The sequence below is a fragment of the Vibrio sp. 10N.261.51.A3 genome (genome assembly GCF_041471965.1).
Classification (GTDB): Bacteria; Pseudomonadota; Gammaproteobacteria; order Enterobacterales; family Vibrionaceae; genus Vibrio; species Vibrio crassostreae_C.
The window spans coordinates 25,615-42,961 of record NZ_JBFRPK010000027.1; the positions used below are offsets into that span (position 1 = coordinate 25,615).

The 17,347-nt window shown below is 44.8% G+C and carries 14 protein-coding genes; 7 read left to right on the plus strand and 7 right to left on the minus strand.

Features of this window, described 5'->3' with window-relative positions:
• Window positions 1–102: 102 nt before the first annotated feature.
• Genes AB4371_RS07765 through AB4371_RS07775 form a run of 3 tightly spaced genes read right to left on the minus strand, consistent with a single transcriptional unit; the run spans window position 103 to window position 4,143 of the window.
• Window positions 103–1,683 (minus strand): hydantoinase/oxoprolinase N-terminal domain-containing protein, encoded by a 1,581-nt coding sequence (locus tag AB4371_RS07765; protein ID WP_372149396.1) that lies wholly within the window; start codon window positions 1,681–1,683, stop codon window positions 103–105.
• 4 nt (window positions 1,684–1,687) lie between these two features.
• Complete coding sequence (locus AB4371_RS07770; protein WP_372149398.1) at window positions 1,688–2,812, minus strand: DUF917 domain-containing protein; 1,125 nt, start codon at window positions 2,810–2,812, stop codon at window positions 1,688–1,690.
• A 5-nt stretch (window positions 2,813–2,817) separates the two neighbouring features.
• Window positions 2,818–4,143 (minus strand): cytosine permease, encoded by a 1,326-nt coding sequence (locus tag AB4371_RS07775; protein WP_372149400.1) that lies wholly within the window; start codon window positions 4,141–4,143, stop codon window positions 2,818–2,820.
• A 93-nt stretch (window positions 4,144–4,236) separates the two neighbouring features.
• Here AB4371_RS07775 and AB4371_RS07780 point away from each other — a divergent pair, with 93 nt between their 5' ends.
• Complete coding sequence (locus tag AB4371_RS07780; RefSeq protein WP_017071124.1) at window positions 4,237–5,175, plus strand: LysR family transcriptional regulator; 939 nt, start codon at window positions 4,237–4,239, stop codon at window positions 5,173–5,175.
• Between the two features lie 123 nt (window positions 5,176–5,298).
• Here the strand turns inward: AB4371_RS07780 and AB4371_RS07785 are convergent, their stop codons facing one another.
• From AB4371_RS07785 to AB4371_RS07795, 3 genes are all read right to left on the minus strand, one after another.
• Window positions 5,299–7,653 (minus strand): fatty acid cis/trans isomerase, encoded by a 2,355-nt coding sequence (locus tag AB4371_RS07785; RefSeq protein ID WP_102397909.1) that lies wholly within the window; start codon window positions 7,651–7,653, stop codon window positions 5,299–5,301.
• Window positions 7,654–7,875: 222 nt separating this feature from the next.
• A complete protein-coding gene (locus AB4371_RS07790; RefSeq protein WP_372149402.1) occupies window positions 7,876–9,540 on the minus strand; it encodes a VRR-NUC domain-containing protein in 1,665 nt (554 codons plus the stop codon).
• A gap of 57 nt (window positions 9,541–9,597) precedes the next feature.
• Complete coding sequence (locus AB4371_RS07795) at window positions 9,598–10,836, minus strand: OFA family MFS transporter (protein ID WP_102319844.1); 1,239 nt, start codon at window positions 10,834–10,836, stop codon at window positions 9,598–9,600.
• A 594-nt stretch (window positions 10,837–11,430) separates the two neighbouring features.
• On the opposite strand from AB4371_RS07795, the gene AB4371_RS07800 reads away from it, so the two are divergent.
• Window positions 11,431–11,811, plus strand: a complete 381-nt coding sequence (locus tag AB4371_RS07800) for a hypothetical protein (RefSeq protein WP_017064770.1) — start codon at window positions 11,431–11,433, stop codon at window positions 11,809–11,811.
• A gap of 180 nt (window positions 11,812–11,991) precedes the next feature.
• Here the strand turns inward: AB4371_RS07800 and AB4371_RS07805 are convergent, their stop codons facing one another.
• Window positions 11,992–12,336: a YajD family HNH nuclease gene (locus AB4371_RS07805; protein ID WP_017060876.1), complete on the minus strand. Its 345-nt coding sequence runs from the start codon at window positions 12,334–12,336 to the stop codon at window positions 11,992–11,994.
• A 284-nt stretch (window positions 12,337–12,620) separates the two neighbouring features.
• On the opposite strand from AB4371_RS07805, the gene yghU reads away from it, so the two are divergent.
• The 5 genes from yghU to AB4371_RS07830 all read left to right on the plus strand — a co-directional run bounded on the left by yghU (window position 12,621) and on the right by AB4371_RS07830 (window position 17,145).
• Complete coding sequence (gene yghU / locus AB4371_RS07810) at window positions 12,621–13,478, plus strand: glutathione-dependent disulfide-bond oxidoreductase (protein WP_372149403.1); 858 nt, start codon at window positions 12,621–12,623, stop codon at window positions 13,476–13,478.
• A gap of 318 nt (window positions 13,479–13,796) precedes the next feature.
• Window positions 13,797–14,933 carry a hypothetical protein gene (locus AB4371_RS07815; protein WP_017082521.1) on the plus strand — a complete coding sequence of 379 codons (1,137 nt, stop codon included), beginning with the start codon at window positions 13,797–13,799 and terminating at the stop codon, window positions 14,931–14,933.
• A 16-nt stretch (window positions 14,934–14,949) separates the two neighbouring features.
• Window positions 14,950–15,855 (plus strand): metal ABC transporter solute-binding protein, Zn/Mn family, encoded by a 906-nt coding sequence (locus AB4371_RS07820; protein ID WP_372149404.1) that lies wholly within the window; start codon window positions 14,950–14,952, stop codon window positions 15,853–15,855.
• A 2-nt stretch (window positions 15,856–15,857) separates the two neighbouring features.
• Entirely contained in the window at window positions 15,858–16,655 is a 798-nt protein-coding gene (locus AB4371_RS07825; protein ID WP_372149406.1) for a metal ABC transporter permease, read from the plus strand.
• Window positions 16,656–16,821: 166 nt separating this feature from the next.
• A complete protein-coding gene (locus tag AB4371_RS07830) occupies window positions 16,822–17,145 on the plus strand; it encodes a DOPA 4,5-dioxygenase family protein (protein ID WP_017079771.1) in 324 nt (107 codons plus the stop codon).
• The last annotated feature ends 202 nt before the right edge of the window (window positions 17,146–17,347 follow it).

Genomic DNA, 17,347 nt, shown 5'->3' on the forward strand with positions numbered 1-17,347 from the left:
ACAGAAAACAAAAAGCAGGCTATTTCTCCGTTTTAATATGAAGAAGTGACCTGCTTTTTTATTGTCGAATAAGAATCTAAGTAAGGCTTTCAAGGAACGGCTCTAAGCCATCTTGATATGTCCAGCAGCTTTGATCTTAACGTGAACCATATTGCCTTGTAGGTAGCTTAATGGAATCTCGCTGCGTTCAATGATCGCGACATTATCGCTGCATGCGCCAGCTTCAATCGCCAGTTGCTTTGATTGCGCTTCCAAGGCCTTTAAGGTCTCTTCACGTGATGCTGGGTCAATCGGTACGATCTTATCGAATTGACCTGATATTTCACCCAACGCAACACCAATCGCATTAGCCACTTCAAAGTGCTCAGGACGAACCACTTGGCTCACACCTTCAAAATGATCTGGGAATAGGGCACTACCACCACCAACCATGATTACGGGTACACTCGCCGCAGAGGTCTTCATCTTATCGATGCCTTCTTCAACATCCGTGACCATTTGTTGATAAATCTTGCTTGCTTGTTCGGCTGAAACACCAATCTCATTACTCAGTTGATGTTCTGCCTGCCACTGCATTTGTCCTGTTTTGAGTGCAATATCGGTGAGCGTAAGTTCATCACCACCAAAGCTACGCGCCGTTTGCGTCAAGGTATGGCCAACACTTTCTGGGCCTAGCTCTATACGCTGCTGTTCAAAGCGAACCTTGGTACCACCACCAATGGCTAACGCCAAAATATCAGGCATACGGAAGTTGGTTCTCACTTCACCGATTTCTACTGCTAAGCTCGATTCTCTTGGGTAGCCGTGAGTCAGTACGCCGATATCAGACGTAGTGCCGCCCACATCGACCACAATCGCGTCTTTTAACTTAGTTAAGTGACTCGCTCCACGAATCGAGTTTGTTGGCCCACAAGCCACGGTAAGAATCGGGTACATCAATGCGAACTGCTGTGACATCAGTGTTCCGTCGTTCTGACCGAAATAAGGCGTGGTGTGGATTTCATGATTGATGAGTGCACTGCAAAAGCCGTCAACGAATCGTTTTGCTGTACCTTGTAGAGCCGCATTGAGGATAGTGGCGTTCTCACGCTCTAAAAGCCCTAAACTGCCCACTTTATGGGATAACGAAAGGTTCACTCCCGGAAGTTCTTGTTGAATCCACTCTGCTGCTTGAAGCTCCTGGTCGCCATTGACGGGAGAGAACACTCCGCAGATAGCAATGGAATCCACTTGGCCTTTCATTTTCTGGCAAAGCTCGCGGATCTCAGACTCTTGAATATCGGCAATTAACTGGCCGTCGTATTCATAGCCGCCGTGCGCTTGGTAGAAGTGCTGACCAAGCAGGTTTTGCCACGCTTCACTCCAACCACAAAGGGGCGGGACGCTATCACCACTGGGAAGCGCTAAGCGAATCATGCCGACTCTGTCTAAGCCTTTTCGTTCAACGATTGCGTTGGTGCATTGAGTCGTGCCAAGCATCGCGTGTTTCACTTGCTGACCATCAATGTTTGCTTGGTTTAATAGCGCAGAAATCGCGTTGTCGATCCCTGTTGAAACATCATGTGTGGTTGCGGTTTTTACTTTGGCAATCACATTTAAGTCTGCGTCGAGCAGCACACCGTCGGTATTGGTGCCACCTACGTCAATGCCCAAACGGCAGTAATCAAGCGTAATGTTTGTCATGCGACTACCTCTTCAATGCAGACTTTAGTTGTTCAATGGTTTGATACTCGACGGTGTAGCCAAAGTAACCCGGGCCCGCGACTTCAATACCTTTGTCAGTGCGCCATTTGGGGTCGCAAGGGTAAGCGATCAGGTCGATGCGCTGCCCGTAACGAAGTTGTTCGGTTGTGATTGGCTTACCCGTTTCATGATCCAAGATCGAAATAAGATCCGGTGTTGATGCCAGCAGGTTATCTTGGCTCATGTCTGCGCGGCTTGTACCTTTGTGCGCGAGAAGTAATTCGTTTTGGAACTGCACAAACACGTTATCGACGCCGGTATCTTCAAACTGAGCCAGCTTTTCAATCACGACACCACCTGTTGCAAAACCACCATCGGTTTCACGTTGAATATCAACAATCTTGCCACTGATGATGGTATGGCCGCCGACAATGTATAATACGGCCTGTGTGCCACTTTTATTGTTGTCGTTCGCCAGTCTAATCGCTTCACCAATCTTCATTGCTTGGGTCAGTGTCGCAGGCAGTGCACTGCGTTTTAGGTTCTTACCGTTCATTGGGTAATCGCACATTGCTGCAGAGCCACCCATCTGTTCGGTAATTGGTCTCGCAAACTTTTCAGACCAAATACCGTCAATCGGATAAAGCGTGACGACATTGCCACGCTCATCGGCCAATGTGTTTGGTGCAGAAGGGAGACCATCAAGAAAGAAGGTCACCATCTGAGCTTCTGGGAACGCACGTCCCATCGCATCACAATCGATCACAGGAATGTTCTTTTGTGCTGCAACGAGAATTGGAATCAATGAATTGAAGCCGCCTACTTCGATAGGAAACGTTGCCGCTACTTCAGTGCCGAGCGCTTTTTCCATCGCTTCGAAAGCAATCAACATTTGATCTTTCGAATTGAGTTTCTCTACTGCGACTGTTGGTGCGCCAATCATTGAAGAGGGCACTGTCATCCAATCATCTTGCACGTCTTCTAAAGGAATCATGCGTACAGGGTGCTTTGCCGTTGCAATGGCTACTTTCGCCATCAAGGCACCGCTGTATGGGTCACCGCCGCCGCCAGTACCTAATACCGTCGCACCCAGCGCGATATCATCAATCATTTGTTCAGTAATAATCACAACTACTATTCCTTATCACTTGAAGGAGAAAGCTTCATTAGGGCGAGGTAAATCACACCAGCGGCAAGAATGCCGTCTAACGCCGAGATTCTGGTGAACGAAAACAGGTTGAAAAACTCTGGTGCAGTACAAGCGCTGAATGCAGTACCAAATGCCCAAGAAGCCAAGCCTTTAAACATCCAAGCTGGAACTTGTTGGATGTTCTCAAAGCTCATTTTTGTCGAATCTAAAACATAATATTGAACGATGTAGACACCCGCAGCAGGCGCAATGGTTACGCTGAGTAGCATTAAGAAGTCGGTAAACTTGTTCACCATGCCGAGTTGAGCGATACCAATGCCGACGATGGTCATGATCACAACCAGAACAGGGCGCGGAATCTTAGGTAGAACCATCGACATGCATAAGCCGCCAGAGGTTAGGTTGCTACTGTTGGTGGTCCATTGTGCGAATACCAGTACTATAATGGCCGCCATGCCTAAACCTAGGGTGAAGAAGACTTCGACTAGGTCGTCGGTGCCGGTCATTTTGGTCAAGATCAATGCGATAAGAATGATGGCGCTGTTGCCGACGAGGAAACCGATACCCGCTCCTAAAATCGCATCACGGCGTGTTTTGGCGTAGCGAGCAATATCAGGTGCAGCAACCGCAGCTAGAATCCAGATAGACATAACAAAAGAGATGGCTTGGCCAAGCGTCAAAGGATCTTCAATCGATGGCGCTGCGCCACCTTGATAATCAGCAGCCATAAACAAACCGATGGTAATCAACGTCACCATCAATGGAACAGAATAGGTACTGAGTTTGCCTAAAGCACGAACGCCATAGATAGCCGTCATCATCATTAACACACTGCCGCCAATAAGAGCGGTGAGGTGTGAAATTATGATGTCGTATTTCGCCAGTGCATCGACCATGATGAAAGCGAAGAAATCAGCCTGGAATGCGAACCAGCCGACTAATGAGATGCCGTTGATGAAGCCAAGAATTTTACCGCCGTTACGGCCAAATACCGCGCTGCTCACCAGCGGGGTAGAGACGCCAGCTTGAAAGCCAATGTTGGCACACAGCATCGCGATGATCGCCAATAAGCCTGAACCAATAAACGTGGCAAGCAGTGCGTCTTCAAAACCAATACCGCTGCTTAGAATCGAGCCGAGAAACAGTCCCGAAATGTCGATGCCGATTGCCAACCAAATAAGGCTGATGACCCACCAAGATCGTTTGGCCTTCTCGGGAACGGGTTCCAACTCGAAGTCATCTATCTTTTTGTGGCTGTGTGTTGCTTCGGGTTTATTCACGTAAGCTTCTGCCGCCATAGTGCCATCCATGCATTGTTATTCCATAAGTGTGAATAAAGCATACTGATGTATTTATTGTTAATAAATGAATATAATCAGATGTAAACATAACAAAAAACAAATGTGAGTGGCAAAGTGAATCCAAACAATAAGTTAGATAAAAGAGACCTACGTAGATTAGAGCTTTTTTGTGAAATTGTTGAACAAGGAGGCATCAATCAGGCGGTCGCAAGCACTGGGATTAGTCAACCAGTGCTGAGTAATCAGCTTATTGCCTTGGAAAAAAGCTTAGAATTAACATTATGCCAACGTGGTCGACGTGGTTTTAAGCTGACTCATGAAGGTGAGCAAGTGTATAAATATGCGAACCAACTAAAATCGACCTTAACCGACTTCGCTTATAAGTTACGAGGTGTACAGACGGAACTCTCTGGGCATGTGCGAATTGGATGTTTGGATAACACCGTCACTTTGCCTTATAACCCACTTCCCAAAGCGATCGAGACGTTTTACCAACGCAGTAACAGTGTTGAGGTGAGTGTTGATGTCGGGGATTTCACCCAGTTGAATGAGAAGTTAGCAAAGAACCAGATTGATATGATGATAGTGGTTCTAGGGTCACATCAAAAATCAGCGTTTCAACATAAATACCCACTGTTTGAAGAGCACAGTTATCTGTATGCGCGTAAGGATCTGGCTGAGAAGATCATGGACAAGGATTTCTCATTGGATGGCTGTCGTATCAACATGGGCGGCTATGCTAAAGATGAGATGTTCCGATTACTGAATATTGAGCAGTACGATTCCGTAAAGCCTTTTGATGGCTGGCATGTCGAGTCGGGCGTAATTTTAACCTTGGCGGGCACACACCTGAGTTTTTTACCGTCTCATTTAATCGACCGTGGCCATTATGACCAAGCCTTGATTCCGCTTCAGCCCGAGAAATGGAGCCTCAAGAGCCAGTTTTACGTGGTGTTGAAGCAACCTGTGGATTCCCTTTCCCCCGCCGCGCGTGCGTTTTTTGATGAGCTACACCAACCGGAAGCATCGGATTCAATATAGAGAGCTTTTCGCTTCTCAAGAGCACTTCTCGCTTCTCAATAGCACCTAAGATACTTTTCCCCATATACAAAAAATCCTCGGCCAAGACAGAGGATTTTTGCTTTTATGCTTTATGAGTGAAAACTAACGGTTCTCGAAGCGGTTGTAATCCAACAATCCGAACTCGATCGGTTGGTCTTGTTGATACCAACGATGAACGCGATCACTGAATGGCCAGAACTCGCTAGAACTGCGTCGTACCGCAAACTCGTCTAGCAGCGCCACGTAGTCTTCTTCTGTGCTTAAGTTTTGCAGCGTTTTCACTAGCGCAGGAATCTCGCTCTCGGTTAATGACAGGTAAGCCGCAGGGTAGCTACCGACAACGCCTCGTACGAGGGTTAGGTCATCATTGGCGTAGTCACGGTTACCTTCTTCATTAAACAAGCTAGAAATGTTGCTGTGCGCATTATTGTGAATCATGGTGAACAGTTGCTCTTCGCCGTTTTCGCTTTCAATCATGATCATTACTAATTGAGGCACATGACGCAGGCCTTCGCCCTTTATCAAATTCACTTGGTTAAGCAGTGCTTCATTCTTTCTACCAAAACCTGTTTCAACAATCTCAAAGCGATTATCGAGAACAGGTGCGAGCTTATCTTTGATCATATCAAGCAGTTCACGTTTCGGATCGGCCGTTTTGTAAACCACGCTGGTCGGCTGATCAAAAGGTGCAATGTTTCGCTGCAAATAGTCACTCAGTTGTGCGCTTTGGTTCTGGTACCAACTAGAGTGTTCAATGTGACGAACGTCTTTAGGAAGAAGGCTTAAGAAGTTACTCTCACCTTCAAGACGCAAGAAGTCCATGAACATGCGTGTAATCAGCTGGTGGCCAAAGTTGCCGTAAACATCGAAGCCTGCAACGAGAAGATAATGGATACGCTCTAGAAGAGCATAATCAAGAATCCACGCAGTCTTAGGTTGCGTGCCAACTAACCCTTGTACAACAGAGGCGCTATCGAAGTGCCTAAAGACGGTGAGAGCAGCATTCGGGTTGATACCATTACCATCCCAAATGATGCCAGTGTCTAGGTGGACGCCACTCTCGAACCATTGGTTGGTGAAGTCTGATTTCGCGTTTAAGTATCGCGCTTGTTGTTTCGCGTATCTTACCCAGTTGGTTACAGGTACGGTGTTGCTTTTTAGCTCGCTAGGCAGCTTTAAGTTTTTCTTTTGGCTCGCGTAGAAGGCATTTATTTCTGGTAAATCGGCCTTCTCTGGATCAATGAAGAAAACCCAAAAACGGTCGTTAATCACGTTCAAGGCAAGTTGACCACGACACACAGGTCCTTTGATGTAGGCCATGATGGTGTTTTGTGCGTTATCCAACATGAAGTGGAAGCGCGAGTTTACTGGCAGCGCTTCAAATGATGTCATTGGGTTAGCTGAAACATCGATGTCGTAACTAGGCAGTTGTTTTACCTCGTAATTCGCGTCAACAAACCAGGTATTCCACTTTTGTAGACGCTCTTTATTAAGTGCGAAAGGCATGTGCGTTTTGTCGACGATGGTGCCTTGCTCTGGAATCAGGCGGTAGTAAACACGATCCACTTTTGGATCGTCATAAGGGCGGCGAGTCGTGATGCGTTGTACCGCTTCACCTGGTGGTGTTGCAGAGCGAACAACAGTGAAGAAACGTGTTGGCTGAGCTAAATCAGAAAAATAGACATGAGATAAAAACAGGTGCTCGTAGATATAACGTGCTGAAAGTTGACTCTTATTGTCGCTCTTGTTTAAAAAGCGTTCGTAGACATTAACGAGCTCTTGTTCTGCATCGTTCAGCGGAATGTGGTCGTTCATTAACGCGCCATTTTCCAACCAACTCATTAAAGTCGCGTATTCTGTTTTGTCTAAGTTTGGCATCCCATAAGGCATCCCCCAAGTTGGGTAATCTCTCTCGTATTGGGCGTACTCTTCAATGGTTGGGCACTGTTGGTCGCGATCGATTGAAAAGTCGAAACCTTCAAGCCGGGTTTGATCGGGCAGAGGGTGATTCTCTTTCTGAATCAACATGCGAGAAACAAGACCAGCATCGAGGTTAGCCGTTGAGTTCTGCATACGCTCATTGAGGACAGGATGAAAATCCGCATCGCGCCACTCTTGCGTGGTTAAAGCATCTTCAAACAAGCGAGTAGGGGCTGATGCCGTTAAGCGGGTGCCTTGATAAACGAGTGCCTTGCTCGCGCCTCGGTCTATACCTTCCACTGAAGACATTTTGAGTTGGCAAGGGGCGTCATAACAAGCGTGACAAACCACGCATCGGTTATCAATGATGGGCTTTACTTCGTCAATGAAGTGCTGCGCTTGAGCTGAAAGAATAGGTGCTTGGCGATCGCGTACTTGTTGTTCACCAAACAGTTCGTCGAAGTTTAAACCCGCGTAGACGGCACAACCTGAGAAGACGCTAACAAAAGCTAAAATGAAGAGTTTTTTTAAATTCATACGTATTTAAATATTAGGCATTTTCTATAATTATATCGAAAATGATTGAAAATGCTCATGTTCTAACAATTTTGTAGACAAGATCTTGATGGGGCGAGTGACTTGTCGATGCGCGTCACTCGCTAGTGCTCAGAAATTGGTGTTTAGACTTAGCTAGATTTAAGTCCCAAGAGCTAAAAGCTAGCAGTTAAGAGTTAAGAGTTAAGAGTTAAGAGCTAAGACTCATTGATTGACGTAACAAACAGAGAAGGGGACAGACAATCGCTCAAACTCTTTGATCCAGCGCCACTGGTTGTCTTGCAGTTTATCGCCAGGGCCTTTGACTTCAATCCAATGAAACTCATCGCCCTTGAACGCAATCAAATCCGGCATCCCAGTTCTAAATAGCTTTAAGTCACTCAATATCACTTTGAAGAGGTCTACAACCAAGGCATTTGGAATTGAAGCCATGCCGTGTTCGATGAGTGCTTTAGGAAAATAATTCCAATGAACAAAGGGGTTCGCGATACCTTGCTTTTCATCGTAAGTATCAAGAAAATGGTTCAGCCCATGTTTGGATATCGTTTGAAACACGGCTTCAATCTGTTCGGCTCGCTTGTCTACGAAATCTGAATGGTACAGATCCAATGGTCGATGTTGGTAACGATTGATAAAGGCGCCTTCAACGTCTGCGAAAATGACATCCCAGAAAGCCAAACCAAACAAGCCACACAGAAAACTGTTTTCTGAAAAGTAGACGTCCCAACCTTGGTTCTCAAAATGCTGCTTTACCGCAAGCTCGACTCGAGTTTGGCTGAGGTCTAATTCCAGTTTTAACTCTTTGCAGCTCGGCTTTATGGTTCGTGAAACTTTGTGCCCCTGTTTCCGTAGCAGCCGGTCTTCAAGCTTAATAGCGATTTCCAACTCTGACACATCCGATGGAGTAGCTTTCATTTGCGTGACAATGTCACACATTAAGTCTAGCGTACCTTGCTTATCATAGATGCGTGCAAGTCGTTCTCTGCTCGGAGGAAGTGTAGATTGTCTGAACCAAAAGATTGCTTGGTCGTTTAGATTAAGCCTTTCAAGATCGCGAGCAACATCATTGATCAAACGCGATCGTTTTCTGGCAATACTTCTGTGTTCTGATTCTTCAGGAATCGCATTTAAAATCAGTTCCAGAAACTCGCCATCTTTGCGGTCACCTTCTGAATACAAGCGTTGAATATCGCGCATCTGGATTAATTGATTGAGCTGATCCCTAGAGGTGAAGAAGCGGCGTTGCTTGCTTAATGGGTAGTTCTCAAAGGTGTTTAGCCCAAGGTCGCTTAACACGAACTGACTTAAGTCTTGATAGGTGTTGGCAAAGAACAGCAACAGTAATACATCAATCACTTGAGATTCGATGACGTAAATACAGTCGAAAGAGAGGTTTTGAAATTGATCAAAAGGTTGCTGATCAAGCCGTAACAACAGCTCGTCTTTCTTGGCATTTCTATGGCTCTTAAGGGCGGGGAATACACTCAACAGCTCTGGTTTGGTGAGCAAGTGCAACCCGAGCTCGACCTCACTAATGACGAGGTCATGCTGTTCTTCGGGATGACTCAACCCAATGAAGCCTGAGCTGTTTAGCTCTTGCAGTACGGTCTTTAGATCTGGGATCTCAACATAGTTGAGTTTATCGCTGCGAAACCAACGGCCTTTACGAGAAAGCAAACGAACCATTAGGCATTGGCTTGAAACAGAAAGACGTTTGTATGCGGACAACCAACGACATTCATCATCACTCAGAAGATCGGGGTAGAGCGTTTGAGCGTGTTCAACCAGTCGATTGAAGTTGTCGAGATAATAAGTGGGGGAGAGCTGAAGAGTGGTTTCGGTCGTCAATGGAGAAGTCGCTTGATACAAAAAGAGCCTAACCCTAAGGTTAAGCTCTTCAGTAACAAATTCAATCTTTTCTGTTGATTAAGCTTGTGATGCTTTTAGTTCAGCAACTTTAGCTTCAGAGATTGGTTTAGTGATGATTGCTAGAACAATACACACTGCCATCATAACTGCAGAGATTGTGTAAGCTAGGCCGTAACCTTCGCCGTTTGACATTGAGAAGCCAACAACTGCTGCACCGATAGCGCCGCCGATACCCCATGCCGTGTAAAGCACGCCGTAGTTAGTACCGTAGTTTTTCAGGCCGTAGAACTCAGCAGTTAGTGTTGGGAATACTGCTAGAAGCGTACCGTAACCAACCGCTGCGATAGCCGTACCAATGATTAGCGTGAATTCAGAGTTGAACGTAGCGAATAGAGCCATGTTCGCGCCTTGAAGGATGAACGCTAGAAGTAGAGTACGTACGCCACCGATTTTATCTGCAAGCATACCCGCAGCAACACGGCCGCCTGAGTTGAATACTGCAAGGATAGACGCTAGGTAAACTGCGTTTGGCAGGTTAGCTTGAACGCTAGCAATTGTAGTGATGTTACCGATGATCATTAGACCAACAGATGCAGCGAATGCGTACATGATCCATAGAGAGTAGAACTGAGGAGTCTTCAGCATTACTTTCCAAGTTAGGTCTTCAGTCTTCTTAACCGCTTTAGGAGCTTGGCCTGCTTTTACTTTAGGCTCAGCTGGCGTGTAATCCGCTGGTGGGTTGTTGATTGTTGCTGCTAGAGGTACTGCGATTGCAAGTACACCAACACCAAGAATCATAAAGCTAGTTTGGATACCCATGCTGTCGATTAGCGCAGAAGTTACTGGTGCTAGGTAAATAGCCGCAAGACCGAAGCCTGCTGCGATAAGACCGTTAACCATACCTTTCTTAGAAGAGTGGAACCACTTCATTGCTGATGGAGACAGACATGCGTAACCGAAGCCGATACCTGCACCTGTTATAATACCGAACGTGATGTTCAGCATCATAGGCGTTGTAGCGAAACCAGAAGCAATCATACCTAGGCCTGTAAGCGCTGTACCTAAGATAAGGATCTTACGTGGCCCCATACGGTCTTGTAGGATGCCCGCAACAAGAAGAGAAACAGAGAATGTGATAGTTGCAATAGCGTAAGGTGAAGATGCTTCAGCAGCACTCCAACCAGCTTCAGTTACTAGCGCTTTGTTAAATACACTCCAAGCATACAGGATGCCAAGACAAAGGTTGATACAGAAGCCTGCTAGCAGGATACGTGTTGCTTTATCAATCTTGCTCATTTTTATTCTCAGTTTTGTCATCGGTTAGTGGAGAGCCACTTAACTAAAGACGGGTTATTGTGATTTTTTCTTCAAAATTAGTTTGCGTTTATCAACAGATAGCGCAAAAGAGCGCGGATTATAACCAATTAAAAAGTGATTGGAATCTCTTTTTCCATTTTTGGTAAATTAAATTCAATTTGTTAATAAGTTGTTTTTCATTGGTTTTTGAAATGTTTTTAACACCTCTCTATTTTGTTCTTTTTCGCTCTGTCTTCTTATTATTTCAGGGATTTTGAGGTGATGGTTTTTGAATAGACGCGTATTGCGTGCGGATATCACAGAGTTACAAATAATTTTAATTAATTTCCAAGGTTAAATTTGTGTAACAAAATAAATCGTAACAGCGCTTTGTTCATATGAGACAAGGAGTAACGGAGTTTTATTAAAAACAGAATGTTAAGCAATTGTTAAGGGTGATTTTTGTTAGTACTTTTGCTTACATTTTGTTCGATTGGAGGGGTTGTGTTGTCCGTAAAAAGTGGGAAAATAGTATGCAAACTGAGATTCCAAATTTGAAAGGATGCGTTTCCAACTTATGGTGAGGCGAGTATTATGAAACTGTTTTTAATTTTATTGATGTCAATTTCTGGTGGTGTAGCGGCAGCTGACCATATTCACTCTTTCCTATTCGGCTTCTATGTTGCGGCTCTAGCAGTTGGTAGTTGCTACTGGCTTGCATTCCGCAGTACGCGTTTCCCACAGTTGGCATTAGTGCTATTGATGTGTGGCTTTTTTGCGAAAATTGCAGTGACTGTTATCGGTGTTTCTTGGGGTATCTCGAACGATATCATTCAATCGCCGTTCATTTTCTCATTGTCATACCTGTTCTTCTTAGTGGTTGTGTCTTACGTTTGGTTTGCATACCGCGATAAATTGACGCTAAAACAACGCGCTAAGAAGGTAGAAGAGTCTCGCAAGCAAGCGGCAGCATAATTCGATTTGATTCTTAAAAAGCCTTCTTCGGAAGGCTTTTTTGATCCTGCCTACCTGAACTCTATTATTTGGTTATGACGGCAGATAAAAGAAACCCCAGTATGGTGACATACTGGGGTTACTTGTTATGTATCTATTATCTAGCAGTTACCATCTACCAAAGACTACTCTGAAGGTGTGTTATTTCTTCATCATCTTAGCGAGATCGGCGAACGGGTTGTGTGTCGCTGACTGATGATCATCTAAACTCGCTTTTGCATCCACACCATAACGCTCATGGTCAGTGTATTTTGAATGCTCATGATCGTGACAGTACAGGCACAGTAGCTCCCAGTTGCTGCCATCTTCAGGGTTGTTTGTATGGTCGTGATCCACGTGGTGAACGGTAAGCTCTCGGAGGTTTGAGTAAACAAATTCGCGCGCACATTTACCACAAACCCAAGGGTACAGTTTTAGTGCTTTTTCGCGGTAGCCTTTCTCTTGGCGAGCATACGCTGCACTCGAACCTGTGAAATCAGAAGACATTGCCAAATCCTTATCAATTGTAATATCCCGATTTTATCACAGCTTTCTTGAAGCTGTCGGTATGTCGTTCGTAAAATCATTGCTAAATGATGCAGTGGACTTATCGATATTAGATTGAAGTTTGAATACAGACTTACCTTCTACACACTAACGATTAAGCGGGTTATGTCTTTCTGGAATAAGCCATGCTTAACAGTTTGAAAATAAATCGTATTCAGGGGTTTTAACCGCAGGCATGTGACCTAATATCAGTTTGTGAGACCCTATATTAATAAGGAAATATCATGTCAGAACAATACACTCCGCCAAAAGTTTGGGTTAACGATACTGCTGGTGGTAACAAGTGGGCAAACATCAATAGTCCTGAATCTGGAGCTCGCTTTGATAAAGAGCTTCCTGTTGGTGACCATGCTTTTCAATTGTATTCTCTTGGCACACCTAACGGTCAAAAAGTCACTATCTTGCTGGAAGAGTTGTTAGCGGCGGGTGTTAAAGAAGCTGAATATGATGCGTACTTGATCAACATTGGTGAGGCTGATCAGTTCTCTTCTGGCTTTGTTAGCGTGAATCCAAACTCCAAAATACCAGCACTTGTCGACAAGTCTGGTGACGAAGACGTGAATGTATTCGAATCGGCATCTATCTTGATGCATCTAGCAGAAAAATTTGGTCACTTCTTACCAAAAAAAGGGGCAGCAAGAACGCAAACCATTAACTGGTTGTTCTGGGCACAAGGCTCGGCACCATTCCTAGGCGGTGGTTTCGGCCACTTCTACGCTTACGCGGATGAAAAGCAAGAGTACCCAATTAACCGCTTCGCAATGGAAGCTAAGCGTCAACTAGATGTGTTAGACAAACAGCTCGCAAATAACACATTTGTGGCGGGTGACGAGTTAAGCATCGCTGATATCGCGATTTGGCCTTGGTATGGCAACCTTGTGCTAGGCAAAATTTACGATGCGGCCGAGTTTCTACAAGTTGAGTCATACACCAACGTTGTGCGCTGGGCGAAGCAACTAGAAGCGCGCGAAGGCTTCCAACGCGGCCGAGTGGTTAACCGTTCATTTGGCGAAGAGTGGGAGCAAGTACCAGAGCGCCACTCTGCGGAAGACATTGATCGAGTTTTAAAGCTACGCCCGTAGTGATTTTAAAACGATAGTCGACACCAGTATCTCTAGAGTTTGTTTTAGCGGCCAACGTTAACTCAAACTCTAGTTTTTTGTTCCATCGAATCATTCCTTCCTTATATCAGTCTTTCGATAAATACCGTTACTATTCGCTTTCACTTGTCAATTGCTTTTTTTGTTTATGTGGTTGAATATTAATGGCTTTTGCCCTATTTAATGCCCTGTTATCAGAGTTATTTCATACTTTGTTACATTTCAATGATTAACCATTTATTGTAATGTTATAACATAACAATAAATTAATTGGTGATGTATCTTAGAAAGGAAAAAGTTGTGAATAAAAAATTGGTTTCTCTAGCGGTTGGTAGCATTCTCGTTTCCCCTGTTTTTGCCGACACGTTGTCGAACCCTCAAATTGGTGTCGTTCTTGATGGGTATTATCAAGACGGTCAACGTAATAACTCAGAGCGCGGCGAAGGCTTTGGTCTTGGTCATACAGAACTGAACATGTCTGCGAATATCGATGATAAGTTTTATGGCTCTTTGACTACGGTTATTGAAACTCACGATGATGAGACTGAATTACTGCTCGAAGAAGCTTTCATTGAAACACTGACGATGCCTTACGGTTTAAGCATTCGAGGTGGTCGTTTCTTGTCTGATTTCGGCTACCTAAATAACCAACATATGCATACCGATAGCTTTGTTGAGCGTCCTGCCGCTTACCGTACATTTTTAGGCTCTCATTATTACGATGATGGTGTTCGTGCAAACATCGTTCTTCCTACAGATCTGTATGTGAAGTTTGGTGTTGAAGCGCTAAGTGGTAGTAAGATGTCGTCTGTTGATGATGGCTCTGACGTTGGTGTTTACACTACAACTCTTAAGCTAGGTGACGACTTTTCAGAGTCATCAAGCTGGCAGTTTGGTTTGAGCTACTTACGAAATGAAAACGGTAAAGTTCGTGAGTTTGGAGACCATGATCACGGGCATGACCATGACCACGATCATAGCCACGGAGCGGCGGTAACGGGCTCAAACTTATACGGTGCTGACTTTGTATGGAAGTGGGCTCCAAACGGTAACTACAAATACCAAAACTTCACGCTTGCTGCTGAATACATGTTGTTAGATGGCATCGTCGATGACAAATTCAAAAATGACGCAGAATCACCAGATACATTAGCAGGCTACTATGTCTCGGGTGTCTACCGATTTAGCCCAAGCTGGTCTGCTGGCCTGCGTTACGGTGAAGCAGAAAGCTATGATGGACACGCACATGGTGACCACATGCACTTTACTGCAATGAACGACAAAGAAGCAGATGCAATGATCGCTTGGGATTCATCTCATTTTGGTACAGTTAGAGCGCAATACTCTCGCGTTGAAAACCAAAGTAAAGAGACAGATAACGTATTTACCCTTCAGTATGTGATGACCTTTGGGGCGCACGGTGCTCATGCATTCTAGGAAACTCCTACTTACAATGGCAACAGGTGTTGCCATTGTATCCTCATCTATAATGGCATCTTCGTCTGCAATGGCGTTGAATATTTTCGTTTGTGAACCTGAATGGCAAGCTCTTGTTCATAGTCACGCTCCTGATGCCAACATCTATTCGGCGACTACGGCTAAGCAAGACCCGCATTATGTTCAAGCAAGACCATCACTTATTGCCAAAATGCGTCAAGCAGATATGGCAATGTGTTCAGGGTCTGAATTAGAAGTAGGCTGGTTACCAATGCTGCAAGTACGCAGTGGTAATCCTGCGGTTCAAGATAGCGCGCCCACCATGTTATACGCGAGCGATATGGTAGGTATGCTTGACACCCATGACCATGTCGATCGAAGCATGGGAGACATCCATGCTCACGGAAACCCACATGTTCAGTTTGCTGCTGAATATATGATTCCTATATCGAGAGAAGTCACCAAGCGTTTACAACTGCTTGATCCTGACAATGCACATATCTACATGCGAAATGGCATGAAGTTTCGTGTCAACTGGCGTAATAAATTGGCAGAGTGGGAAACGAAAGCAGAGCCGTTACAAGGTAAAAAAGTGGTCGGGTATCATGCTACATATCGTTACCTCTTTGACTGGTTAGATATGGCGCAAATTGCTGATTTAGAACCTAAGCCTGGGATATCACCGACTACGTCACATTTACAGTCATTGACCAAGTTGGATCCTGCTTCGTTTGATGCGATTGTGTATTCATCACATCAAGACCAACGTCCTGCTAATTGGCTTAACCAGCAAATCAATAAGCCTACGATACAGCTACCATTGACGGTTGCAGAAGGTCAGAGCCTTGACCAAATGTACGATCAAGTCATTGATGAATTGCTTAGAACGCTCGTTAACCCAGACACATCAACGAGATCATAATGTTGAATGAATATGGTTGGCTGGCACCTGCAGTATTGTGTGGATTAATAGCATTAGTTGGCAACATCGTGCTTGGGGAGCAAGTCCTCAAGCGCCAGATCATCTTTATTGATCTCGCTGTCGCGCAAGTGGCTGCCCTTGGCGCTGCCTTGAGCCAGTATTGGCTGAGCCGATATGCATTGTTTAGTGGCTCTTGGTTTGCAGAGATGATTGGCCCGTGGGTCATGTCATTGTTGCTATGCGGATTAATTGCGTTAATGGAAAAGCGTTACAAACAACACTTAGAACCCATGGTAGGAAGTTTGTTTGTGGTATCGGCTTCATTAGCGATTCTATTGGTCAGCAAAGATCCTCATGGCGCCGATTTTATTCAAGGCATTCTCAACGGGCAGCTATTGTGGTCTACCTGGGATGATGTCTGGCCATTGGCAATAATCACGACCGCGATGTTGGTGTTGATTAGCGTAAAGCCTGAATTTATGCAGGGAAGTGGCTTTTATCTTATCTTCGCTATTTTGATGCCGATCACCGTAAAGCTGACTGGGATATATTTGGAGTTTGCGTTACTGGTGATACCTGCGTTATGTGCAGCTGCGTATAAAGGCGTTCGCTTCTTTATCGCGAGTATTGGGATTGGCACTGTCGGTATTTTATCGGGCTTAGCGGTGTCGGCTTATTACGATTTGCCAAGTGGCGCCAGCATTGTCATCACGCTGTTTTTGGTGGGGGTGATGTTTAATATTGTGATGAAGTTGATTAGAAGCACTTGTACCGATAGTTCGACACGAGCTTGTGGTTAGGAAAAGGCCTCTAAGGTTTAACTTGGAGGCAACGAACCTGACGTTAACAAGACCATGGCGCTTTCTCTGTTTAGAACCGATAGCGCTGGCATATTATATTTAGATTTAGCTATTAAAGGCGGTTTAGGTATAAAATCGAGACATCATAATTCTAAAGGATGGTGCCATGTACCACGGTCATATCTATTTCCCTCTGCGATTTGCAGAGCAGGCAGAAACACTTCGTCAGAAAATTCTATCGGAACGTAAAGATGTATTAGAGACTTTCCCATTAATACAGCGCTTGGTTGGCCCACATAAGATGCCAATGTTTGAGATTCACTTTGCGAACAAAGAGTCGGGCATTGTTGAATGGCTTGAGCAAGAACGCGGTGATATGTCGGTGCTTATTCACCCTGTAACTGGCGGTGAAGAAACTTTGGATCACACAGTACGAGCGATCTGGCTTGGTCGTGAATTGGGTGTCTTTGAAGAAACGCTTACTAGCTAATCAAATATACCAATATTGCACTTAACTCATTCCGACCGGAAAATACATGAACAATAAAAAGGCTCCTCAAATGAGGCTGTCTCTTATACACAAATCCCTAAGCCACGCTTGGGGATTTTTTTTGAACTATTTTTAGGTTTCATGATCTGATCATCTAAGCAATGACAAGGATGATTATCATGACCTATATAGAGCCAACCCT